This is a genomic window from Thermohalobaculum sp. (assembly GCF_058622915.1).
The window spans coordinates 1-22672 of sequence record NZ_JBZSYN010000213.1; the positions used below are offsets into that span (position 1 = coordinate 1).

Consider the following 22672-nt stretch of genomic DNA (forward strand, 5'->3'; position numbering starts at 1 on the left):
GAGCGTGAAGGTCGCCATGGCCTTCGAGAACGACCCCTTCAGCCAGGACGTGCGCGCCGGCGTCACGCATGACGCCAAGCAGTACGGCATGCAGATCGTCATCGACGACCAACTGCCGCGCGACCTGTCGGACATGTCGGCGACGCTGACCAAGGTGAAGGCGCTCAAGCCCGACCTGCTGATGGTGTCGGGCCATTCCAAGGGCGCGGCCACCGCCGTGCGCCAGATCGGCGAGATGGACATCCACGTGCCCATGATCGCGATCACGCACTGCGAGGCGGCCAACGTGACCGGCAAGTTCGGCAAGACCGCCAACGGCATCCTGTGCCCGACGCAGTGGGCCGAGACGCTGTCCTACAAGGGCCCCATGTTCGGCAGCGCCAGCGACTACAACAAGGCGATCAAGGCGGCCTACAAGATCTACGCCCACTCGGAGGTGCCCTACCAGACAGCGCAGGCCTCGGCGGCCATCGAGGTCTATGCCAACGCCTTCGAGCGTGCCGGTTCGCTGGACCCCACGAAGGTGCGCGACGCACTGGCGTCGACGGACATGATGACCTTCTACGGGCCGATCAAGTTCTCGTCTGACGGCACAAACCTGGGCAAGCCGATGGTGCTGCGGCAGATCCAGCACGGCAAGTACGTGGTCGTCGCGCCGCCGAAGTTTGCCAGCGGCAAGCTCGAGTATCCGCGCCCCTGAGCGAGGCCGGCGTCTGACCGGGACATGAGGGCGGCCCCGAGGCGGGGCCGCCCTTGTCGAACCGGGACCAGCGCGCAGTGCAACCGCCGATGATCCGAACGGGACGGCACGCCCATGCTTGAAAATATGAAAATCCTGGTGATGGCGCCGGTCTTCAACCTGTCGCTGATCATCGACGGGCTGCTGATCGGGGCGATCTTCGCGCTGACCGCCTATGGCCTCGCCCTGGTGTGGGGGGTGATGAACGTCAAGAACCTCGCCCAGGGCGTGTTCGTGATGGTCGGCGGCTATGTCTGCTGGTGGCTGTGGAAGCAGGGCGTGCACCCGGTGATCGGCCTCGTCGCCGCGGCGGCGGTGCTGTGGGGGATCGGCTGGGTGGTGTTCAAGACGGCGATCCGTCTGGTGCTGGATCGCGACCTGTTCACCTCGCTCCTGGCCACCTTCGGCGTCGCCATCGTGGTCGAGCAGTTGCTCAACATCCTGTTCGGCTCGGACACCCAGACCATCAACCTGGGCTACCAGTCGCTGTCGATGGCCGGCGGCGACGTGACCGTGCCGATTCAGAAGCTCGCGGCCTTCGTGCTGGCCTGCGTGCTGTCCGTGGCCGTGGTCGTGTTCATGAAGCGCAGCCGCATGGGCCAGGCGATCCGGGCGACGGCGCAGAACCCGCGCGCGGCGCGGGTGATGGGGATCGACACCGAGAAGATCTACCTGTTCACCTTCTGCCTGAACGCGGCGATCTGCGGCGCGGCCGGGGCGCTGATCGCGATGATCTGGGTGATCCAGCCGTTCTATGGCATCGCCTACTCGATCCGCGCCTTCGTCATCGTCACGGCGGCCGGGCTGGGCAACCTGCCGGGCGTGATCGCCGCCGGCTTCGCCATGGGCGTGCTCGAGCAATATGGCGGCTTCATCCTCGGCGCCGCCTACCAGCAGGCGATCGTGGTGGGGCTTTTGCTGGCCGTCCTGATCGTGCGCATGATCCAGCTGTCGACCCAGCGCCAGGTGGTGGAGTGAGGGACGCGCGATGAAGAAGACCCTGCTCTATGTGGTCATCCTCGCGCTCGGACTGGCCGCCCCGTTCCTGATCCCGGACTACACCACCCAGGTGTCGTATCTGTGGGTGATGATCCTGCTGTCGCTGACCTGGGACATGCAGGGCGGGCAGATGGGCTATAACTCGCTCGGCAACATCTTCTTCTTCGGCTTCGGCATGTATGTCTCGGCGGTGGTGCAGATCGGCATCTGGTATCCGGTCGGCCAGTACACCTATGCCGCGGGGATCAACACCTTCACCTTCTCGGCGCACCAGTACTTCATCGGGCTCGCCTGCGGCGTGGTCGCCGGCGGCATCGCCGCGTCGCTCTCGGCCTTCCCGCTGGGCTGGGTGCTGTTCGGGCTGCGCGGCCCCTATTTCGCCATCGGCACGCTGGGCGTCGCCGTGGCGGCGGGCGAGCTGGCCGGCACCTGGCAGTGGATCGGCGGCGGCTCGGGCATCTCGATGCCGCCCTTCCCCAGCGCCGATCCCAACCTCGCCAAGCAGACTTTCTATTACATGAACTTCGGCCTCGCGATCGCCACCTTCGCGACGCTGGCCTGGCTCTATTCGACCCGCTTCGGGCTCGCGATCAATGCGATCCGCGACGACGAGCAGAAGGCCGAGGGCATGGGCATCCACACCACGCGCTACAAGTGCGTCAACTGGGCCATTGCCGCCTTCTTCGTCGGCATCTCGGGGGCGATCTTCGGCAATGTGGTGGGCTTCATCGAACCGCTGGAGGTCGCCTTCCAGACCGTCAATTTCGGCATTTTCATGGTGGTCATGGCGCTGCTCGGCGGCAAGGGCACGCTGTGGGGACCGGTGGTGGGGGCGGTCATCTTCCACGCCTTCAAGGAGGTGACCTGGACCTATCTCCTGGGCTGGCAGTGGGTGGCGCTCGGCGCCATGATCGTGGTGATCGTCGTCTATTTCCAGGACGGGCTGATGGGCTGGATGATGCGCGTCCGCCCGGAGTGGTTCGGCATCCGGGTCGAGGCCCGCAAGCTGGAGCCGGCGGAATGAGCGCGATCATCGAGGTGGAGGGCGTCACCAAGACCTTCGGCGGCGTCGTCGCCAACCAGGGCATTTCGCTCACGGTCGAGCAGGGCGCCATCACTGGCCTGATGGGCCCGAACGGCTCGGGCAAGACGACGCTGTTCAACTCGATCGTCGGCTATCATCCGATCGACTCGGGCTCGATCCGCTTCGAGGGCCAGGAGATCTCGAAGCTGCGCGTGCCGCAGATCGCGCGGCTGGGGCTTTTGCGCACCTTCCAGCAGACGCGCATCTACGGCAAGATGAACTGCGTCGACAACATGCTGATCTCGATCCCGCACCGCCGGGCGCGCTTTTGGGACATGTTCGGCCGGCACAGCGCCGAGGACATCGAGAAGGCCGAGCACCTGTTGCAGTTCGTCGGCCTGTTCGAGAAGCGCTATCTGATGGGCGGGGAGCTGAGCTTCGGGCAGCAGAAGCTGTTGGAGTTCGCCATGGCGCTGATGAACGACCCGACGGTGCTGATGCTCGACGAGCCGACCGCCGGCATCAACCCCACCCTGATCAACGGGCTGATCGACCGGCTGCGCCGGGCCAACGAGCAGTTCGGCATCACGCTTTTCGTCATCGAGCACAACATGCGGGTGATCATGAACCTGGCCGAGCGCATCTACTGCCTGGCGCATGGCGAGCTGCTGGCGGAAGGCCCTCCCGACGAGATCCGCAACGACAAGCGCGTCATCGATGCCTATCTGGGGGCGCACTGATGGCTGAGGAGGAGGTCCGCCGGTCCACCGGCTATCACGAGGGCGGCGTCGACTCGGTGATCTCGGTCGACGAGGTGGCGCGCGAGGCCGCGCGGATCGCCGCCGAGGCGCCGCCGCCCGAGGCACTGGACCGGCTGGCCAACGACGAGCCCTTCCTGACCATCGACGGGCTGCGCGCCGGATACGGCCGCATGGAGATCCTGCACGATTTCTACCTGCGTGTCGGGCGCGGCCAGTCCCTTTGCCTGATCGGGCCGAACGGGGCGGGCAAGTCCACCGTGCTGCACTCGATCTTCGGCTTCACCAACATCTACAGCGGCACCGTGGCGGTGGCGGGCGAGGATGTGACGCGGCTCAAGCCGTTCCAGAAGCTGAGCCAGGCCGGCGTCGCCTACATCCTGCAGGACAACTCGGTCTTCCCCGGCATGACGGTGGAGGAGAACCTGTGGATGGGCGGCTTCCTGATGCCGGACACCGACAAGGCCAAGGAGGCGGCCGAGCGCGTGTTTCAGAAATACGAGCGCCTCGCCCAGCGCCGCCGCCAGCCGGCGCGCGTGCTCTCGGGCGGCGAGCGGCGGCTGCTCGAGATCAGCCGCGCCCTGGTCATGGGCCCCGACGTGCTGCTGGTGGACGAGCCCTCGATCGGCCTCGAGCCGCGCTATATCGACATGGTGTTCGAGATCCTGGCGGATCTGCAGACCGCCGAGGGCAAGACCATCATCATGGTCGAGCAGAACGCCAAGAAAGGCCTGGAATTCGCCGATATCGGCTATGTCCTGGTGGACGGCATGCTGGCCAAGGCGGCGTCGGGCGACGAGCTTCTGGCCGATGAGGACGTCGGCCGGCTGTTCCTCGGCGGCTGAGGCTCGGCTGGCGCGACCTGTTGGGAGGCCGCCGTGATGTGGCGCCTGCCCTGCCCCGGCTCTCGGCTCGAGTTGAGCGGGCGAGCAACATGCCCCCGCACGGCCGTTTGCCCTAGGGCCGCCGATGCGCCGGACGCCCGCGCCCCCGCCGCGGCATCAGCCAGCCTGGTTCGCGCAGACAACCTCGAGCATATGCTCGATTTCGCCGAACACACCGGGCGCCTCGCGCTCGAGCCGCACCAGATCACCCTGCTCGGCCGCGGCATCGAGCTTCTTGGCCCCCTGCTGCACCCGGACGGCACCGATCGCTCCGGCCACCGAGACGAGGATATGTGCGGCCGAGCGGATCTCCTCGACATCGCGCGCCTCCAGCGCCTGAGACAGACGGGACTGCGCGAGCCGGACATCCGCGTCCACCTTCTCCAGCAGCTCGGCCATCGCGCTTGGACCGATGGCCTGGGCAAGGGCGTCGTAGATCGACCTGTCGATCACGGGGCGCGCGGCCTCCGCGGCGCCGTCGCCGGGCGCATCGGAAACGGCGGCCCGGCCCGACATGAAGCGCGTGATGTCGGCGCCGAGCTGTTCGATCGAGAGGATCGGCTTGGCGATCACGCCGTCCGCGCCGGCGGCGTCGATCGCAGCTCGGTGCTCGCGCATGACATAGGCTGTCAGGGCGATCATCGGCAGCTGGGCGCGCGGTCCCGACCAGGCGCGTATCCGGCGGATCACCTCGACCCCGTCGACGCGCGGCATCTCGATGTCGACCAGCATCACATCAAACTCGCGCTCCGCAGCGATCTCGAACGCCTCGGCCCCGTCGCGGGCGAGCGTGACCGTTGCGCCAAGGCTTTCGAGCATCTGCATGGCGACGAGCTGGTTGGTCGGATTGTCCTCGGCCAGAAGCACCCGCACCCCGGAAAGCCTCATTCCGACTCCTCCCCCCGATGCCGCGATCGCGGTGGCGTTTTGCGCCCTGCCCCGGCGGGCCGGGACGAACGGCCGGCAACCCGGCCGACGCCCGGCCGGACTGCGCCTGGCAGGTACCCGCTCACAAGGCCTCGCGCGCGGCGCGCCGGCCAGCGGCCAGCACCGACCTCAGTGCCGCAGCGGTGACCGGCTGGGCGCAGATGTCGTCGAAAAGAGCCGACGAGGCCGGCTCGCCGATCGCGATCAGCCGCGCCGACGGGTTGTCCGAGCGCAGGCGCGCAGCCCGCACGGTCTCGTCGGGAAAACCGGCCTCCATCAGGACTGCGGTGACGCTGCTCTCGGTCGCGCCCGGCTCCCAGATCTCACAGCCGAACTGGCGCAGGAGGGCGTTGAGGACCGCCTGCACCGTCACGGACTCGGCGACGACCCGGACGCACTGCGTCGGCGCATCGACGACCTGAAGCGGCATCGAGGCCGAGAGCCTCGCCCTGCCGGACTCTTCGCGCGCCAGATCGAGCGACCCGCCCATCAGCGTGATCAGGCCGCGCGCGATCATCGGGCCCAGCGCATCGGACGCGAAGTTTCCGTGTTCGTCATAGCCGCGCCCGAACATGGCCTCCGGTTGCCATACCGGCTGTTCTGCGCCCGGCACGGACGCCGTGATGTCGAATTGGACGCCCTCATCGGACGCGGTCACGCGGAGGCCGACGTCCTTCGATCCGACGGCCTCGACGAAGAAGGTCACGAAATGCCCCAGCGCCTGGCGCAGACGGGGCAGGTCGCCGACCACCCAGCGCGGCGCATCCGGGGAGATCTCGATTGCGAAGGCAACGCCTTCGCGCCGTACGATGGGTCCGAAGGTTTCCTCGAGCCCGTGCACCAGCGCCTGCAACCGGAACATCTCGCGCGCGACCACCAGCCGCTCGCTCTGCAGATCGGAGAAATCCAGAATGTCGCCGAGCAGCGCGCTCATGTGCCTGCCGGAGCGCTCCGCCTGCTCGACCAGGCGGTGCTGGCGTTCGTTCAGGGCGGTCTGCCTGACCAGCGCGAGAATGCCGAGCACGCCGTTCATCGGCGTGCGCAGCTCGTGGCTCATCATGGTGAGGAAGCGTGACTTCGCCTGGCTTGCGGCCTCGGCCCTGGCGGCGAGCTCCGCGCTTTCCTCGGCCATCCGGCGATAGCGCCGCGTCTCGATCAGCATAATGCCGATGAACAGGAGGGCGAGCACCAGCGCGGACAGGCTGACGCCCCAGGTCAGCGCGGCGCTGGCGCGGACGTGGTGGCGCACCCGGGCGAGGCGCGCCTCCTCGGCGTGGAGCACCTTGAGCGACAGCTGCCGCAGGTCCTCGCCCGCCGCGGTGAAATCCGCCATCATGTTCCGGATCGCGTCCCTGTCCGGCGGACGGGAGAGGCCGGTTACGGTTGCCTCGTACTTGCCGAGCAGACCGCGCAGCTCGCGGACCACCTTGCGGTCGGGGTCGTAGCGCGCAAGCCGGCGCCCGACCTCGCCCTGCTGGAACAGCGCGATCCGGCTCCACAGAATGTCGAAGCGCCGGTTCACGTCATCGGCGGTGACGGTGGTGTCGCCTGCGGCGAACCGGCCGGCGGCGGCGACGAAACGCGCCAGCTCGGCCTCGCTTTGCGAGGCATCCCAGAAGATGCTCTCCTGGCTCGACTGGCGCAGACCCTCGAGGTCGCGCTGCTGGGCGAGGAATCCCAGCGCCGCCAGCACGATCAGGCCGAGGAGCGCGGCGCCGGTAAGGCCGCGGGTGATCCGGAAGGATACCCTCACTTGAGCTCCAGCGTCGTGAGCTGCCAGATCAGTCTCTGATTGTAGATCGGGTCCCGGAGCTCAGCGTGGTCGTCGAGCGGATACATGATCCACAGCGGGCCCTTGTCGCGCAGGGTCAGCCGCTTGCCGTTCATTTTCATGGCAAGGATGACGTCGTACTTGAACAGGTCCTCGAGCGGGAAATCGACCGAGTAATCGTTGGCGGCAATGGCGTGCACGGTCGTCGCCGGCCCGACCCCGACGCGGGCGACCACGTCGCGCGCGAGCGGCCCGACGAACGTGACGACGCCGTCGGTGAACTCGGTATGCGTGCGGATCGTCACCTGCGGCATGGCGCGCAGCTCGGCCGCGGTCAGCCGCGCTTCGGGATGGGACGGCTCGACAAGGTTCCGCACCACGAGGAGCGGCGCACCGGCGAAGGTCGGGAAGGTCGTGCCGAGGACGGTTGCAGCGGTGACAAGAGCCGGAGCCAAGAGCCGACGAAGCCGCTTGAACATACGCAATCCCCCTCGCATCGCCGGCACAAAAGCCGAACCGGGCCCCCCTCCCCGCCGACCCTCGGATCGCGCCGGCGCAGACGATGGTGGGCGACGCCCCACGTCGGACACCGCCCTCGAAAATCTTCCTACACATCAAAAAGTTTTCATTTTGCAAATGCAAGGGCCCCCGGCCGGGGATTTCTGCCCGGCGTCGGACGCGAGCCGGGCACGCGCGTGACCGGTACCCGGCGTCACGGGCGTGTCCGGGGAGGGGCCCGAGAGGCGGATCGGCCGGCGCGGGGATAGCCGACGTCGGTGAGCGCCACGGTGATTTCCTCGAGGATCGCCGGGTCGTCGATCGTGGCCGGCGTCTTGTAGGACTCACCGTCGGCGATCTTGGCCATGGTGCCGCGCAGGATCTTGCCCGAGCGGGTCTTGGGCAGGCGCTGCACCACGACCGCCTGCTTGAAGGCGGCGACCGGGCCGATCACGTCGCGCACGCGCTGGACGCACTCGCGCACGATTTCCTCATGCGGGCGATTGCACCCGGCATTGAGGCACAGGAAGCCGACCGGCACCTGCCCCTTGAGCGCGTCGCCGACCCCGATCACGGCACATTCGGCAACGTCGCCGTGCCCGGCCAGCACCTCCTCCATGGCACCCGTCGACAGGCGGTGACCCGCGACGTTGATGACGTCGTCGGTGCGCGCCATGATGTAGATGTAGCCGTCCTCGTCGATCAGCCCGGCGTCGGAGGTGTCGTAGTAGCCGGGGAACTTCGTGAGGTAGCTCTTCTTGTAGCGCTCGTCCGCGCCCCACAGCGTGGTGAGCGTGCCGGGCGGCAGCGGCAGCTTCACGGCGATGGCGCCGAGCTCGCCGCGCTCGACCGGCGAGCCGTCGTCCTCGCGCAGGATCCGGATATCGTAGCCCGGCATCGCCACCGTCGGCGAGCCGAGCTTCACGGGCAGCGTCTCGATCCCGACCGGGTTGCCGGCGATGGCCCAGCCGGTCTCGGTCTGCCACCAGTGGTCGATCACCGGCACGCCGAGCTTTTCCTGCGCCCATTCGATGGTGGGCGGATCGGCGCGCTCGCCGGCGAGGAACAGCGTGCGGAACCCCGAGAGGTCGTACCGGCCGACGAATTCGCCTTTCGGGTCCTCGCGCTTGATGGCGCGGAAGGCGGTCGGCGCGGTGAACAGCGCCCGCACCTTGTGCTCGGAGATGATGCGCCAGAAGGTGCCTGCATCGGGCGTTCCCACGGGCTTGCCCTCGAACAGCACGGTGGTCGCGCCATGCAGCAGCGGCGCGTAGACGATGTAGGAGTGCCCCACCACCCAGCCGACATCCGAGGCCGCCCAGTAAACCTCGCCCGGCTCGACGCCGTAGAGGTTCTTCATGCTCCAGATCAGCGCCACCATGTGCCCGGCATTGGGGCGCACCACGCCCTTGGGCTGGCCGGTGGTGCCCGAGGTGTAGAGGATATAGAGCGGGTCCATGCCGCCCACCGGCACGCAGTCGGCGGGCGCGGCACCGGCCTGGAAGGCGCCCCACTCGAAATCCCGGCCCTCGATCATCGTCGCCTCGGCCTGGGGGCGCTGGAGGATGACGCAGAAGTCGGGTTTGTGCCGCGCCTGCTCGATCGCGGCGTCGACCAGGGGCTTGTACTTGACGACACGGCCGGGCTCGATGCCGCAGGAGCCGGCGATCAGCGCCCTGGGCCGGGCGTCGTCGATACGCACGGCCAGCTCGTGTGCCGCAAAGCCGCCGAAGACCACCGAGTGCACCGCGCCGATGCGGGCGCAGGCCAGCATGGCGATCAACGCCTCGGGCACCATCGGCATGTAAATGATGACCCGGTCGCCCTTGGCGACCCCGCGCCGCGCCAGCGCCCCGGCCAGCCGCGCCACGCGCTGCTGCAGCTCGGCATAGGTGATGGTCTGCTTCGTGCCGGTGACGGGGCTGTCGTAGATCACCGCCGGCTGGTCGGCGCGCCCGCCTTCGGCATGACGATCGACCGCGTTCCAGCAGGTGTTGCACACGGCATCCGCAAACCAGCCGTAGAAGGGCGGATTGCTGTCGTCGAGAGCGCGTGTCGGCTTCTCGATCCAGTCCACCGTCTGGGCCGCCTGCAGCCAGAAACCCTCCGGGTCGGCCCGCCAGGCCTCGTAGACGTCTGAGTAGCCCATCTTGTCCTCCGCGATCTCAGTTGCAGTCCGGATCGGCGGCCCGTTTCCCCATTCAGGCGTAGTACTGCACCGGCGTGCCGGCCAGTGCCGCGATGTTCAGCAGGCCCCGGGCGGTGACCGAGGGGCTGACGATATGCGCCTTGTTGCCCATGCCCATCAGGATCGGCCCGACCTCGAGGCCGTTGGCCAGCTGCTTGAGGATGTTGCGCGAGCCCGACGCGGCATCGACATTGGCGAAGATCAGGCAGTTCGCCGCGCCGTTCAGCCGCGAATTCGGGAACACGCGCTCGCGCAGGTCCACGTCGAGCGCGTGGTCGGCATGCATCTCGCCCTCGTACTCGAAGTCGGCCCCGCGCTCATCGAGGATCTCGAGCGCCCGGCGCACCTTGCGCGCGGACTCGGACTCGAGGCTGCCGAACACCGAGTGGCTGAGCAGCGCGATCTTCGGCGCGATGCCGAAGCGGTGGATGTGGCGCGCGGCGCCGATCGCGGTATTGGCGATCTGCTCGGCGCTGGGGTCGTGGTTGACCTGGGTATCGCCGATGAAGATCACGCCCTGGTCGAGGATCAGCGGCGAGAGCGCCCCGATCGGGCACAGCCGGCCGCCCGCCCCGTCGGGCAGCCCGGCGATCATCTGCTCGACGTATTTGAGATGCCACAGGTACTGGCCGAAGGTGCCGCAGATCAGGCTGTCCGCCTCGCCGCGATAGACCATGGTGGCGGCGATGGCGGTGTTGTTGGTGCGCATGATCGTGCGCGCGAGGTCCGGGGTCACGCCCCTGCGCTCGAGCCGCTGGTGGTAGGTCTGCCAGTACTCGCGGTAGCGCGGGTCGTCCTGGGGGTTGCACAGCTCGAAGTGCTTGTCGGGGGCGATGTTGAGCCCGTGGCGCTCGATGCGTTGGGAGATGACCTCGGGCCGCCCGATCAGGATCGGCCGGTCGATGCCCTCCTGCAGCATGGATTGCACCGCGCGCAGCACCCGCTCGTCCTCGCCCTCGGCGAAGACGATGCGCCGCTCGGTGGTACGCGCGGCCTCGAAGACCGGCTTCATCAGCATCGCCGAGCGGAACACCGAACCGTCGAGCCGGGCCCGGTAGGCGTCGAGGTTGTCGATCGGCCGGCGCGCCACGCCGGTCTCCATCGCCACGCGGGCGACATGGGTGGCGACCTGGCCGAGCAGGCGCGGGTCGAAGGGCTTGGGGATCAGGTAGTCGCGCCCGAACACCATGCGCTCGCCCCGGTAGACCGCGGCGGCCTCGGCCGAGGAGGTCTTGCGCGCCAGCTCGGCCAGGGCGTTGGCGCAGGCGATCTTCATCTCCTCGCTGATCTGCGTGGCGCCGACATCCAGTGCACCGCGGAACAGGAAGGGAAAGCAAAGCACGTTGTTGACCTGATTGGGGTAATCCGAGCGGCCGGTCGCCACGATAGCGTCGGGGCGCACCGCGGTCGCCTCGTCGGGCCAGATCTCGGGGGTCGGGTTGGCGAGTGCGAAGATGATCGGATCCTGCGCCATCTTCGCCACCATCTCGGCGCTCAGCACGCCGCCGGCCGAGAGGCCGAGGAACATGTCGGCGCCCTCGATCAGGTCGATCATCGGGCCCTCGTCGGTGGGGCGCGCGTAGCGCCCCTTGGTGGGGTCGACGCCGGCCCGGCCCTGGTAGACCAGACCGTCCTTGTCGAACAGCCAGACGTTCTCGCGCCTCAGCCCCATGTCCTCGAGCAGCTTGAGGCAGGCGATCCCGGCCGCGCCGCCGCCCGAGGAGACGATCGTCACCTCCTCGATCTTCTTCTGCGCCAGCAGCAGCGCGTTGACCGTCGCCGCCCCGACCACGATGGCTGTGCCGTGCTGGTCGTCGTGGAAGACGGGGATGCCCATGCGCTCCTTGCAGATGCGCTCGACCTCGAAGCATTCCGGGCTCTTGATGTCCTCGAGGTTCACGGCGCCGAAGGTGGGCTCGAGCGCGATGACGATCTCGGCCAGCTTCTTGGCATCGGTCTCGGCCACCTCGATGTCGAAGCCGTCGATGTTGGCGAACTTCTTGAACAGGGCGACCTTGCCCTCCATCACGGGCTTGGAGGCGTGGGCGCCGATGTTGCCAAGGCCCAGCACCGCGGTGCCGTTCGAGATCACCGCGACGCGGTTCGACTTGCCGGTATAGCGATAGGCGTCGTCGGCGTTTTTGGCGATGCGCAGGCAGGCCTCGGCGACGCCGGGGCTGTAGGCGAGGCTGAGGTCGCGCTGGGTGGCCATCGGCTTGGTCACGCGGATGGCGAGCTTCCCGGGCTGCGGCAGCTCGTGGTAGCGCAGCGAAGCCTCCTTGAGCGCATCGTCCTTCTGCTGCGTCATGGTCGTGGATTTTCCATGTTCGTCCCCTGCCCCGCGAGCATATTCGTTTTCTCCGCCGGCTGGCTACGGGAGATTGCCTCAGCCTCCGCCGCCGTCCCGCCACGGCGCGAGCAACGCGGCCACGGCGGCGTGGGAGGGCGTGTCGACGCCCCGCTCGCGCCCAAGGCGCACCACCGCCCCCGAGAGCCAGTCGATCTCGAGCCGCTTGCCGTTCGCGAGGTCGTGCGCCAGCGAGGCGCGCATTTTCGCGGGCATCTGCTGCGCCACCTCTTCCGCCCGCTCGCCGACGTCACGGGACAGCGCAACACCGCAAACCCGGGCCACCGCCGCGGCCTCGTCGGCGAGGCGGCGCAACAGCGCCCACAGCTCGGGTGTGGCGCGCACCGTGCCCAGGTCGACCCGCGCCCCCGCGGTGACGGCGCTGAGCGCGGTGAGAAAGACGAACTTCTGCCACAGGTCGACGCGCACGTCCCGACGCTCGGGCGCGTTGATGCCGGCGGCGCGGAACTCGGTCAGCGTCCGGGCGATGCGCGGGTCGGCCTGACCGCCGTCCAGCCCGCCGATCAGGAAGTCGGCATTCGGCGTGGCCTTGCGGATCACGCCCGGCGCCTCGATGAACGCCGAAATGCGGGCCACGCCAATGCCGGTGCGGCTGGGGCCGTAGGCCTCGGCCAGCATCTCGTGCGCCTCGACGCCGTTCAGGAAGGGCAGCGTCAGGGTCTTCGGCCCGATCGCGGGCCGCGCCGCCTCGATGGCCGCCGCCATGTCCTGGCCCTTCACGGTGAACAGGGCGATATCGGCCGTGCCGAGCTCGGCGGCATCCTCCGAGGCGCCCGCGGGGCTGGCGGCGGTCTCGCCGTCGGTGTCGCGCAAGGTCAGCCCGCGTTCGCGGATCGCCGCGAGATGGGCGCCGCGCGCGAGCACCGCCACCTCCTGCCCGCCGGCCGCGAGCTTGACGCCGAGATAGCCGCCGACGCCCCCGGCACCGATGATCGCGTATCGCATGGGCCTACTCCGCCGCCTGTGGTGCCCGCGCGCGGCGGATCAGCTTCATGATACTCTTCGCCGCCTCGGGAATGTTGGTGCCCGGCCCGAAGATCCCCTTCACGCCGTTCTCGTGCAGGAAATCGTAGTCCTGCTGCGGGATCACGCCGCCGCAGATCACGATGATGTCGTCGGCGCCCTCGGCCTTCAGCGCTGCGACCAGCTCCGGCACCAGCGTCTTGTGCGCCGCGGCCTGGCTGGAGACGCCGATCACGTGCACGTCGTTGTCCATCGCGTCGCGCGCGGCCTCCTGCGGGGTCTGGAACAGCGGCCCGACATCGACGTCGAAGCCGATGTCGGCGAAGGCGGTGGCGATGACCTTGGCGCCGCGGTCGTGGCCGTCCTGGCCGAGCTTGACCACCAGCATGCGCGGGCGGCGGCCCTCGGCGCGGGCGAACTCGTCGACCTCGCGGCGGATGGCGGCGAACGCCTCGTCGCCCTCGTAGGCCGCACCGTAGACGCCGGCGAGCGTGCGCACGTCGGCCCGGTGGCGGCCGAAGACGCGCTCCATGGCGTCCGATATCTCGCCCACGGTGGCGCGGGCGCGTGCCGCCTCGACCGCGGCGGCAAGCAGGTTGCCACCCTCGCGCGCCGTCTTCTCGAGCCCGGCCAGCGCCGCGTCGCAGGCGGCCGCGTCGCGGCTTTCGCGCACCTTCTTCAGACGCTCGGTCTGGGTGCGCAGCACCTTGACGTTGTCGATGTCGAGGATGTCGACGTGATCCGGCTCCCGGGGCCGGTACTTGTTGACCCCGACGATCACCTCCTCGCCGCGGTCGATCGCGGCCTGGCGACGGGCCGCCGACTCTTCGATGCGCAGCTTCGGCATGCCGGCGGCGACCGCTCGGGTCATGCCGCCCAGCCCGTCCACCTCCTCGATCAGCTTCCACGCCTCGGCGGCCAGCCGGTCGGTCAGCGCCTCGACGTAGTAGGAGCCGCCCAGCGGGTCGACGACATTGGTGATCCCGGTCTCGTGGCTGAGGATGAGCTGGGTGTTGCGCGCGATGCGGGCGGAGAATTCGGTCGGCAGCGCCAGCGCCTCGTCGAAGGCGTTGGTGTGCAGCGATTGCGTGCCGCCCAGAACGGCGGCCAGCGCCTCGTAGGCGGTGCGCACCACGTTGTTGTAGGGGTCCTGCTCGGCGAGGCTGACGCCCGAGGTCTGGCAGTGCGTGCGCAGCATCAGGCTGCGCGGATCCTTCGCCCCGAACCCCTCCATGATGCGCGCCCAAAGCAGCCGCGCGGCGCGCAGCTTCGCCACCTCCATGAAGAAGTTCATGCCGATGCAGAAGAAGAACGACAGCCGCGGCGCGAAGCTGTCCACGTCGAGCCCGCGCCCGATCGCCGCCTTCACGTATTCCTTGCCGTCGGCCAACGTGAAGGCGAGCTCCTGCACCAGCGTCGCGCCGGCCTCCTGCATATGGTAGCCCGAGATCGAGATCGAGTTAAACCGCGGCATGTTTTTCGACGTGTATTCAATGATGTCCGCGACGATCCTCATGCTTGGCTCGGGTGGGTAGATATAGGTGTTGCGGACCATGAACTCCTTGAGGATGTCGTTCTGGATGGTGCCCGAGAGCTGTTCGGGCTTCACGCCCTGCTCCTCGCCGGCGACGATGAAGTTGGCCATCACCGGGATCACGGCCCCGTTCATGGTCATGGAGACCGACATGCGCTCGAGCGGGATGCCGTCGAACAGGATCTTCATGTCCTCGACCGAGTCGATCGCCACGCCCGCCTTGCCCACGTCGCCCGCCACGCGCGGGTGGTCGCTGTCGTAGCCGCGGTGGGTGGCGAGATCGAAGGCGACCGACACGCCCGTCTGCCCGCCCTCGAGCGCCTTGCGGTAGAAGACGTTGGAGTCCTCGGCGGTGGAGAACCCGGCATACTGCCTGAGCGTCCAAGGGCGCCCGGCATACATGGTGGCGCGCGGCCCGCGCACGAAGGGCGGCTCGCCCGGCACCGAGTCGAGATGCGTCAGCCCGGCGAGGTCCTCGTCGGTGTAGAGCGCGCGCACGTCGATCCCCTCGGGCGTATGCCACACCAGGTCGTCGGGCGTGCGCCGCTTCAGCTCGCCCGCCGCCAGCTTCTTCCAGCGCTCGTGCTTTCCGGTCGGCCTGTCAGCCATCGCGACCTCCATTCCATGCGTTCGCGCGTCAGGCGAACGAGAAGCCCTTGCGCCTGAGGAAGGCGCCGAAATCGGTGCGCTGCGGCACGGCGTATTGCCGCCGCTTGTCCTCGCGCCAGCCATAGACCTCCGCGGTGCCGAGCCGCTCGGGCGCGCGCTGATGGCGGTACGGCGCATCGGCGATGCGGCGCGCATCGTAGGCCGGCGCCAGCCGCGCGAAGGCGTTCGCGTCGTAGCGGTCCTCGTGCACGGTGATCCCGAGGTCGAGCCGCGGCGAGATCGCCGCCGCGCGGGCCGCATATCCGATACATAGGCCCGCGACCGGGAAGACGCGATCCGGCAGACCCAGCAAATCGCTCACCCGCTCGGCGCGGTTGCGGATCACGCTGATCGGGCAACTGCCGAGACCGGCGAGGGTGGCCGCCGCGACCAGCCCCTCCAGCACGACCGCCGCATCCACGGCGGCATTGAACAGCGCATCGAGGTGATCGTTGGCAAACGCCTCGTCCTCGAACAGCGCCTTGAGCCGGGCGCCGTTGCCGCAGATCACCAGGAAGACCGGCGCCCGGGCGATCCAGTCGGCGCCGGGGAGGCCCTCGGTCAGCTGGGCGCGCAAGCCCGGATCGCGCACCCAGACAATGTCGGCCTGCTGCAGGTCGCTCTTGCTCGGCGCCGAGAGGCCGGCGCAGATCACGAGCCGCACCAGCCCCTCCTCCACCGGCCGGTCGGCATAGTCGCGGCAGGCGCGGCGGTCGAGGAGCCGCGCGAGCCCGGCCCGGCCGGCCTCGCCCACGGCCTCGGCCGAGACGCCGGGGTCGGCGCCGAAGCGGGCGCGGACGGGCGCGCGGATGGGATCTGCCGTCATGCGCTCACTCGAACTCCATGATGATCTCGTCCACCGAGAGCGAGGCCCCCGGCGCGGCGTTGATCTTCTTCACCGTCGCCTGCCGCTCGGCGCGCAGCACGTTCTCCATCTTCATCGCCTCGACGACCGCCAGCGGCTGGCCTTCCTGCACCTCCTCGCCCTCGGCGACCTTGATCGAGACCACGACGCCCGGCATCGGGCACAGCAGCATGCGCGAGGTGTCCGCCGCCTGCTTCTCGGGCATGCGCCGGGCCAGCTCGGCGGTGCGCGGCGTGCGGACCGTCACGTCGAGGTCGGCGCCACGGTAACGGATACGAAAGCCCTCGATGCGGCGCTCGACCTTGAGGGTCAGGGCCTCACCTTCGACCTCGGCCCGCGCCAGCGTGGCGCCGGGCTGCCACTCGAGGCTGAGGGCGACGCGCCTGCCGTCCAGCGAGACCGCCACCTCCTCTCCCGTCTCGACGCGGGCGGCCAGCTCGAGGCCGCCGAGGCTGACGACCCAGTCGCAGCCCACCCGTCGCTCGTGGTTCGCCATGGTGCCGGAGATGTGCGCGGCACGCCGCTCGAGCATCAGCTTCATGGCGACGGCGGCGACCGCGATGCGGCGCAGCGTCTGCTCGGGCAGCGTGACGCCCGTGAAGCCTTCAGGAAACTCGTCGGCGATGAAGCCGGTGGTCAGGTCGCCGGCGACGAAGCGCGGGTGGTCGATCACCGCGGCGAGGAAGGGCAGGTTGTGGCCGATGCCCTCGACCTCGAAGGCATCTAGGGCGCCGCGCATGGTCTCGAGCGCCGCCGCCCGGTCGCGACCCCAGCTGCACAGCTTGGCGATCATCGGGTCGTAGAACATCGAGATCTCGCCGCCCTCGAAGACGCCGGTGTCGTTGCGCACGGCCTGCGCCTTCTCGGCGCGCTCCTCGGGCGGGCGGTAGCGCGTGAGGCGCCCGATCGAGGGCAGGAACTTGCGGTAGGGATCCTCGGCGTAGAGGCGGCACTCGAGCGCCCAGCCGTCGAGCCGCACATCCTGCTGCGTCAGCGCCAGCTCCTCGCCGGCGGCGACGCGAATCATCTGCTCCACCAGGTCTATGCCGGTGACGAGCTCGGTCACCGGGTGCTCGACCTGGAGCCGCGTGTTCATCTCCAGGAAATAGAAGTTGCGCTCGGCATCGACGACGAACTCGACCGTGCCGGCCGAGAAATAGCCCACCGCCTGGGCCAGCGCCACCGCCTGCGCGCCCATGGCGGCCCGCGTCTCGGCATCGAGGAAGGGCGAGGGCGCCTCCTCGATCACCTTCTGGTTCCGCCGCTGGATCGAGCATTCGCGCTCGCCCAGGTAGATGCAGTTGCCGTGGCGGTCGCCGAGCACCTGGATCTCGATATGGCGCGGCGAGGTGACGAACTTCTCGATGAAGATGCGGTCGTCCCCGAAGGACGAGGCCGCCTCGTTCTTCGAGGACTGAAAGCCCTCGCGCGCCTCCTCGTCGTTCCAGGCGATGCGCATGCCCTTGCCGCCGCCGCCCGCGCTGGCCTTGATCATCACCGGATAGCCGATCTCGCCGGCGATGCGCGCCGCCTCCTCGGCCGTCTCGATCAGGTCCATATGGCCGGGGATGGTCGAGACGCCGGCCTCGGCCGCGAGCTTTTTCGAGGTGATCTTGTCGCCCATCGCCTCGATGGCGCGCACCGGCGGGCCGATGAAGGCGATGCCGGCCTTATCGAGCGCGGCGGCGAATTTCGGGTTCTCCGAGAGGAAGCCATAGCCGGGATGCACCGCCTCGGCCCCGGTCTCGCGAACCGCGTCGAGGATGCGGTCGATCCTGAGATAGGACTGCGCGGCGGGCGGCGGGCCCAGATGCACGGCCTCGTCGGCCATGCGCACGTGCAGCGCATCGCGGTCCGCATCCGAGTGGACCGCGACGGTGGCGATGCCCATCTTGCGCGCGGTCTTGATGACGCGGCAGGCGATCTCTCCACGGTTGGCGATCAGGATCTTCTTGAACACGCCCGTCCCTTCCTACGCCGCGCCGCCCAGGGCCATCCGCCGGATCTGTCGTCCAATCATTCCTCGGGCAGCAGCACCATCACTCGCCAGCCGATGCCCACGAAGCTGAAGGTCACGCCGAAGGAGACGAGCAGGATGACCAGCGCCATCGGCCCGTCCGGCGAGCCGTGCACCAGCGAGCCGAGCCCGCCGATGTCGGCGAAAAGCAGGATCAGCAGGAAAGTCCATCCCGCCACGACGCCCTCGGTCGCGGCGAGCACGACGTATTTCACCAGCCACCAGGGGTCGTCCCGGTTGAGGTTCGAGCGTCTCATGGCCGTTTCTCCCGTTGCGCAGGAATGGTCGCGCAGACGGCTGGCGGATGTCCAGAGGGGCGTGCGTCATGCTCGGTCCCCCTCCGGCCTGCGCCCGATCAGGTCGATTTCGACCAGCGCGCCGACGGCCAGCGCGGTAACGCCCACGGTGGTGCGCGCGGGGCGGCGATCGGGCGGAAAGAAGCCCTGGTAGACCTGGTTGAAAGCCGCGTAATCGCGCGCGAACTCGGTGAGGTAGCAGCGGCACTGGACGACGTGCGAGAGGTCCAGCCCGAGCCCCGCCAGCACCAGCTGCAGGTTCTTCATCACGCGGCGCGTCTGCGCCTCGATGCCTTGTGGCAGCGGGGCGTCCGGCGCGGCGGGGTCGGTTGGCATCTGGCCCGTCAGCAGGACCCAGCCGTCACACTCGACGGCGTGGCTGAACGGCGCCACGGGGCGCGGGCCGCCGGCGATCATGTGGAACAGAGGGCCGGTCATGCCGGCCCCCCGTCATATGCGAAGCAGGCGCGGGACGCGCCGCTACTGGCTGAGGTCGACCTGGCTCTTCTTGGTGACCGCGCCGGCGACCGCACCGGCGGCGGCGCCCACGGCCGCACCGGCCGCAATCGGCGCCCCGAGAACGACTGCGCCAACGGCGCCCGTCCCGGCCCCGATGGCCCCGCCCTCAAGCGCCCGGTGGAGAGGATCGGAACTGCACGCCGCAAGTGAAAGCGCGGCGACGACAAGCACAGCACTGCCCGCGATGCGCATGTTCGTGTCTCCTTACACGCGTTGTTGTTGTCGTGCGCGTTCAAGATAGGCTGACTCGAACTCGATTGACAGCGCCGCGCCAGAAGGAACTGGCACAGCGTCACATTTCGGCATCGGCCGCGGAGTGGTTCACAGCGGGATATTGTCATGCTTCTTCCAGGGGTTCTCGAGGCTCTTGTTCCTCAGCGCGGCGAAGGCGCGGGCCACGCGGCGGCGCGTCGAATGCGGCATGATGACCTCGTCGATGAAGCCTCGCTCGGCCGCGACGAAGGGGTTGGCGAAGCGGGCCTCGTACTCCTTGGTGCGCGCGGCGATCTTGTCGGGATCGCCGAGCTCGGCGCGGTAGAGGATCTCGGTCGCGCCCTTCGCCCCCATCACCGCGATCTCGGCCGTCGGCCAGGCATAGTTGATGTCGCCGCGCAGGTGCTTCGAGGACATGACGTCATAGGCGCCGCCATAGGCCTTGCGCGTGATCACGGTGACCTTCGGCACCGTCGCCTCGCCATAGGCGAACAACAGCTTGGCGCCGTGCTTGATGACGCCGCCGTGTTCCTGCCCGGTGCCGGGCAGGAAGCCGGGCACATCGACGAAGGTCAGGATCGGGATGTCGAAACAGTCGCAAAACCGCACGAAGCGCGCGGCCTTGCGGCTCGAGTCGATGTCGAGGCAGCCCGCCAGCACCATCGGCTGGTTGGCGACCACGCCCACGGTGCGGCCCTCGAGCCGGATGAAGCCGGTGACGATGTTCCTCGCATAGTCCTTCTGGATCTCGAAGAAGTCGCCCTCGTCGGCGGTCTTCAAAATCAGCTCGCGCATGTCGTAGGGCTGGTTGGGGCTCTGCGGCACCAGCGTGTCCAGCGACATCTCCAGCCGGTCGGGCGGGTCGAAGAACGGCCACTCGGGCACCTCTTCGCGGTTCGAAAGCGGCAGAAGGTCCACCAGCCGGCGGACCTCGGCCAGCGCCTCGACATCGTTCTCAAAGGCGCCGTCGGCCACGGACGACTTCGACGAATGCGTGCGCGCCCCGCCCAGCTCCTCGGCCGTGACGACCTCGCCGGTCACGGTCTTCACCACGTCCGGGCCGGTCACGAACATGTAGGAGGTGTCGCGCACCATGAAGATGAAGTCGGTCATGGCCGGGGAATAGACCGCGCCGCCGGCGCAGGGGCCCATCACCACCGAGATCTGCGGGATCACGCCCGAGGCCAGGATGTTGCGCTGGAACACGTCGGCATAGCCCCCGAGCGAGGCCACCCCCTCCTGAATGCGCGCCCCGCCCGAGTCGTTCAGGCCGATCACGGGGGCGCCGACCTTCATGGCCATGTCCATGACCTTGCAGATCTTCTCGGCATGGGCCTCGCTGAGGGAGCCGCCGAAGACGGTGAAGTCCTGGCTGAAGACATAGACCTGCCGGCCGTTCACCGTGCCCCAGCCGGTGACCACGCCGTCGCCGGGCATGCGCGTCGTCTCCATGCCGAAGTCCGAGCAGCGATGCATGACGAACATGTCGAATTCCTCGAAGCTGCCCTCGTCGAGCAGCAGCTCGATGCGCTCGCGCGCGGTCAGCTTGCCCTTGGCGTGCTGCGCTTGGATGCGCTTGCTCCCGCCGCCCAGCCGCGCCTTGTTGCGGCGTGCCTCAAGCTGGTCGAGGATTTCCTTCATCGCATCCCTCCCGGCCCCGGATGGACCCCTGTTTGCAGCGTTTTCGCGCCCGCGGTCTGCAAAGGCCATAGAAAATGCGAAGCATATTTGCAAAACTGCAAAAAGGAGGCGCGCGATGCCGTCACGCAAGGTCTATGCCGGGGCCAGGCTGGCCGAGATCCGCCGCGGTCTGGGCCTGACCCAGACCGCGTTCGCGCGTGCGCTGGGGATCTCGCCCAGCTATCTCAACCAGATGGAGAACAACAATCGCCCGGTCAGCCGCGCCGCGGTGCAGGAGCTGGCCGAGCGGTTCGGGATCGACGTCGCCGTGTTCTCCATGGACGAGAGCGACCGCCTGGTCGCCGACCTGCGCGAGGCGCTGGCCGACCCGGTGTTCCGCGCCACGCCACACAGCCGGGCCGAGCTGCAGATCGTGGCCGGCAACGCGCCGGCCGTGGCGCACGCCTTTCTGGCGCTGCACCGCGCCTACCGGCAGGCGCAGGAGAGGTTGGCGAGCCTCGACGAGGCGTTCGACCGGCCCTCGGGCGGCCTGACTCCGATGCCCTGGGAGGAAGTGCGCGACTTCTTCCACTACTGCGACAACTACATCGACGCCGTGGACCGCGCCGCCGAGCGCTTCGCCCGAACGGCGAAACTCGAGGGGCGCGACAAGCTCGGCGCCGGCATCGCCTGGCTCGTGGAGACCCACGGCGTGCGAACCGCCTTCGCGGGCGAGGCGATCCGCCAATACGACCCGGCTCGCCGGGTTCTGACGCTCGGCGCCGAGGCCGGCCCGGCAACGCTGGCCTTCCAGCTCGCGCACCAGGTGGCGCTGATCGCGCACGAGGGGCTGATCGAGGCGACGCTCGACCTCGCCCGGTTCCGCAGCGCCGAGGCGCGGGCGATCGCCAGGATCGGGCTGGCCAACTACTTCGCCGGGGCGGCCGTTCTGCCCTATGAGGCGTTCCTCTCCGCAGCCCGCGAGCTGCGCCACGACCTCGACGCGCTGGCGGGGCGCTTCGGCACCTCGGTGGAGCAGGTGGCGCATCGGCTCTCCACCCTGCAGCGCCCCGGGGCGAACGGCGTGCCCTTCTTCTTCGCCCGCGTCGACCAGGCGGGCACGATCACCAAGCGCCACTCGGCCACGCGGCTGCAATTCGCCCGCTTCGGCGGCGCCTGCCCGCTGTGGAACGTGCACCAGGCCTTCGAGACGCCGGGACGCATCCTGCGCCAGCTCGCCGAGACGCCGGACGGGGTGCGCTATATCTGCCTCGCGCGCGACGTGATCAAGCCAGGCGCGCACTACCGGGCGCCGTCGCGGCGGTACGCCATCGCGCTCGGCTGCGAGGTGAAATACGCGGGCAGGCTGGTCTATGCCGACGACCTGGACGTGACCAACCCGGCCGCCTTCGAGCCGATCGGCGTGAGCTGCCGCATCTGCGAGCGCACCGATTGCCACCAGCGCTCGGTGCCGCCGGTGGAGAAGGCGCTCAGCGTCGACCCCAACCGGCGCGAGGTGCTGCCCTACCGGATCGGCTGACGGGTCGATCCGTGGGGGCGGCTAATCGTAAAACACCGCCACATTAAAATGCCTGTTATATCAATAATTTGTGGAGCGTCCAAATTTGGGCGATTATATATCTTGCAAACACGCACCGGATTCCCTATAATGTTCTCAACACGATAGGGAACCGGAACGATGACCAGCCTGAGCGCCCCATTCCTTCACGACGAAGCCGCCGCTTACGAGTTTGTCGAGAGCATTCTCTGGCCGCACGGCCCGATGTGCCCGCGCTGCGGTTGTCTGGATCGCATCAGCAAGGTCAAAGCCAATCCCGAGA

General features: G+C 68.7%; 20 protein-coding genes. 7 read left to right on the forward strand and 13 right to left on the reverse strand.

What is annotated here, in order from left to right; all coding sequences use genetic code 11:
• The 5 genes from AC32QD_RS16470 to AC32QD_RS16490 form a co-directional block, all read left to right on the forward strand.
• Positions 1–700: ABC transporter substrate-binding protein (locus AC32QD_RS16470; protein WP_492011599.1), on the forward strand; the 700-nt coding region annotated here is incomplete at its 5' end.
• Positions 701–814: 114 nt separating this feature from the next.
• A complete protein-coding gene (locus tag AC32QD_RS16475) occupies positions 815–1717 on the forward strand; it encodes a branched-chain amino acid ABC transporter permease (protein WP_492011600.1) in 903 nt (300 codons plus the stop codon).
• A gap of 10 nt (positions 1718–1727) precedes the next feature.
• On the forward strand, positions 1728–2762 hold the full coding sequence (locus AC32QD_RS16480) for a branched-chain amino acid ABC transporter permease (RefSeq protein ID WP_492011601.1): 1035 nt from the start codon (positions 1728–1730) through the stop codon (positions 2760–2762).
• Positions 2759–3502, forward strand: a complete 744-nt coding sequence (locus tag AC32QD_RS16485; RefSeq protein ID WP_492011602.1) for an ABC transporter ATP-binding protein — start codon at positions 2759–2761, stop codon at positions 3500–3502. Before AC32QD_RS16480 ends, AC32QD_RS16485 begins: the two co-directional genes overlap by 4 nt.
• Positions 3502–4365, forward strand: a complete 864-nt coding sequence (locus tag AC32QD_RS16490) for an ABC transporter ATP-binding protein (RefSeq protein WP_492011603.1) — start codon at positions 3502–3504, stop codon at positions 4363–4365. The genes AC32QD_RS16485 and AC32QD_RS16490 overlap by 1 nt, the downstream gene beginning before the upstream one ends.
• Before the next feature lie 156 nt (positions 4366–4521).
• Here the strand turns inward: AC32QD_RS16490 and AC32QD_RS16495 are convergent, their stop codons facing one another.
• The 13 genes from AC32QD_RS16495 to AC32QD_RS16555 all read right to left on the reverse strand — a co-directional run bounded on the left by AC32QD_RS16495 (position 4522) and on the right by AC32QD_RS16555 (position 20852).
• Positions 4522–5292 (reverse strand): response regulator, encoded by a 771-nt coding sequence (locus AC32QD_RS16495; protein WP_492011604.1) that lies wholly within the window; start codon positions 5290–5292, stop codon positions 4522–4524.
• Between the two features lie 121 nt (positions 5293–5413).
• Complete coding sequence (locus tag AC32QD_RS16500) at positions 5414–7084, reverse strand: sensor histidine kinase (protein WP_492011605.1); 1671 nt, start codon at positions 7082–7084, stop codon at positions 5414–5416.
• Positions 7081–7581 (reverse strand): putative pterin-binding protein, encoded by a 501-nt coding sequence (locus AC32QD_RS16505; RefSeq protein WP_492011606.1) that lies wholly within the window; start codon positions 7579–7581, stop codon positions 7081–7083. The genes AC32QD_RS16500 and AC32QD_RS16505 overlap by 4 nt, the downstream gene beginning before the upstream one ends.
• 233 nt (positions 7582–7814) lie before the next feature.
• Entirely contained in the window at positions 7815–9749 is a 1935-nt protein-coding gene (locus AC32QD_RS16510; RefSeq protein WP_492011607.1) for a propionyl-CoA synthetase, read from the reverse strand.
• 52 nt (positions 9750–9801) lie between these two features.
• Positions 9802–12096, reverse strand: coding sequence for an NADP-dependent malic enzyme (locus tag AC32QD_RS16515; protein ID WP_492011608.1), 2295 nt, complete (start codon positions 12094–12096; stop codon positions 9802–9804).
• Between the two features lie 78 nt (positions 12097–12174).
• Positions 12175–13101 (reverse strand): ketopantoate reductase family protein, encoded by a 927-nt coding sequence (locus AC32QD_RS16520; RefSeq protein WP_492011609.1) that lies wholly within the window; start codon positions 13099–13101, stop codon positions 12175–12177.
• A 4-nt stretch (positions 13102–13105) separates the two neighbouring features.
• Positions 13106–15262, reverse strand: coding sequence for a methylmalonyl-CoA mutase (gene scpA / locus AC32QD_RS16525; protein WP_492011610.1), 2157 nt, complete (start codon positions 15260–15262; stop codon positions 13106–13108).
• 28 nt (positions 15263–15290) lie between these two features.
• Positions 15291–16127: a nitroreductase family protein gene (locus tag AC32QD_RS16530; RefSeq protein WP_492011611.1), complete on the reverse strand. Its 837-nt coding sequence runs from the start codon at positions 16125–16127 to the stop codon at positions 15291–15293.
• Between the two features lie 4 nt (positions 16128–16131).
• A complete protein-coding gene (locus AC32QD_RS16535; RefSeq protein WP_492011612.1) occupies positions 16132–18126 on the reverse strand; it encodes an acetyl-CoA carboxylase biotin carboxylase subunit in 1995 nt (664 codons plus the stop codon).
• A gap of 56 nt (positions 18127–18182) precedes the next feature.
• Positions 18183–18440, reverse strand: a complete 258-nt coding sequence (locus AC32QD_RS16540) for a hypothetical protein (RefSeq protein WP_492011613.1) — start codon at positions 18438–18440, stop codon at positions 18183–18185.
• Positions 18441–18506: 66 nt separating this feature from the next.
• The gene (locus AC32QD_RS16545) at positions 18507–18917 is read right to left on the reverse strand and encodes a RidA family protein (protein ID WP_492011614.1); all 411 of its coding nucleotides are present in this window, start codon (positions 18915–18917) and stop codon (positions 18507–18509) included.
• A gap of 42 nt (positions 18918–18959) precedes the next feature.
• Positions 18960–19190: a YMGG-like glycine zipper-containing protein gene (locus tag AC32QD_RS16550; protein WP_492011615.1), complete on the reverse strand. Its 231-nt coding sequence runs from the start codon at positions 19188–19190 to the stop codon at positions 18960–18962.
• Between the two features lie 129 nt (positions 19191–19319).
• A complete protein-coding gene (locus AC32QD_RS16555; protein WP_492011616.1) occupies positions 19320–20852 on the reverse strand; it encodes an acyl-CoA carboxylase subunit beta in 1533 nt (510 codons plus the stop codon).
• A gap of 115 nt (positions 20853–20967) precedes the next feature.
• Between AC32QD_RS16555 and AC32QD_RS16560 the strand changes: the two genes are divergently transcribed.
• Both AC32QD_RS16560 and AC32QD_RS16565 read left to right on the forward strand, forming a co-directional pair.
• Positions 20968–22371 carry a helix-turn-helix domain-containing protein gene (locus AC32QD_RS16560; protein ID WP_492011617.1) on the forward strand — a complete coding sequence of 468 codons (1404 nt, stop codon included), beginning with the start codon at positions 20968–20970 and terminating at the stop codon, positions 22369–22371.
• Positions 22372–22530: 159 nt separating this feature from the next.
• Positions 22531–22672, forward strand: a 142-nt coding sequence (locus AC32QD_RS16565) for a transposase family protein (protein WP_492011618.1), incomplete at its 3' end; no start/stop codon positions are given.

Coding starts and splice junctions, on each gene's coding strand:
- AC32QD_RS16475 (WP_492011600.1), top strand. CDS start 815: ATGCTTGAAAATATGAAAATCCTGGTGATGGCGCCGGTCTTCAACCTG.
- AC32QD_RS16480 (WP_492011601.1), top strand. CDS start 1,728: ATGAAGAAGACCCTGCTCTATGTGGTCATCCTCGCGCTCGGACTGGCC.
- AC32QD_RS16485 (WP_492011602.1), top strand. CDS start 2,759: ATGAGCGCGATCATCGAGGTGGAGGGCGTCACCAAGACCTTCGGCGGC.
- AC32QD_RS16490 (WP_492011603.1), top strand. CDS start 3,502: ATGGCTGAGGAGGAGGTCCGCCGGTCCACCGGCTATCACGAGGGCGGC.
- AC32QD_RS16495 (WP_492011604.1), bottom strand. CDS start 5,292: ATGAGGCTTTCCGGGGTGCGGGTGCTTCTGGCCGAGGACAATCCGACC.
- AC32QD_RS16505 (WP_492011606.1), bottom strand. CDS start 7,581: ATGTTCAAGCGGCTTCGTCGGCTCTTGGCTCCGGCTCTTGTCACCGCT.
- AC32QD_RS16510 (WP_492011607.1), bottom strand. CDS start 9,749: ATGGGCTACTCAGACGTCTACGAGGCCTGGCGGGCCGACCCGGAGGGT.
- AC32QD_RS16515 (WP_492011608.1), bottom strand. CDS start 12,096: ATGACGCAGCAGAAGGACGATGCGCTCAAGGAGGCTTCGCTGCGCTAC.
- AC32QD_RS16520 (WP_492011609.1), bottom strand. CDS start 13,101: ATGCGATACGCGATCATCGGTGCCGGGGGCGTCGGCGGCTATCTCGGC.
- scpA (WP_492011610.1), bottom strand. CDS start 15,262: ATGGCTGACAGGCCGACCGGAAAGCACGAGCGCTGGAAGAAGCTGGCG.
- AC32QD_RS16530 (WP_492011611.1), bottom strand. CDS start 16,127: ATGACGGCAGATCCCATCCGCGCGCCCGTCCGCGCCCGCTTCGGCGCC.
- AC32QD_RS16540 (WP_492011613.1), bottom strand. CDS start 18,440: ATGAGACGCTCGAACCTCAACCGGGACGACCCCTGGTGGCTGGTGAAA.
- AC32QD_RS16545 (WP_492011614.1), bottom strand. CDS start 18,917: ATGACCGGCCCTCTGTTCCACATGATCGCCGGCGGCCCGCGCCCCGTG.
- AC32QD_RS16550 (WP_492011615.1), bottom strand. CDS start 19,190: ATGCGCATCGCGGGCAGTGCTGTGCTTGTCGTCGCCGCGCTTTCACTT.
- AC32QD_RS16555 (WP_492011616.1), bottom strand. CDS start 20,852: ATGAAGGAAATCCTCGACCAGCTTGAGGCACGCCGCAACAAGGCGCGG.
- AC32QD_RS16560 (WP_492011617.1), top strand. CDS start 20,968: ATGCCGTCACGCAAGGTCTATGCCGGGGCCAGGCTGGCCGAGATCCGC.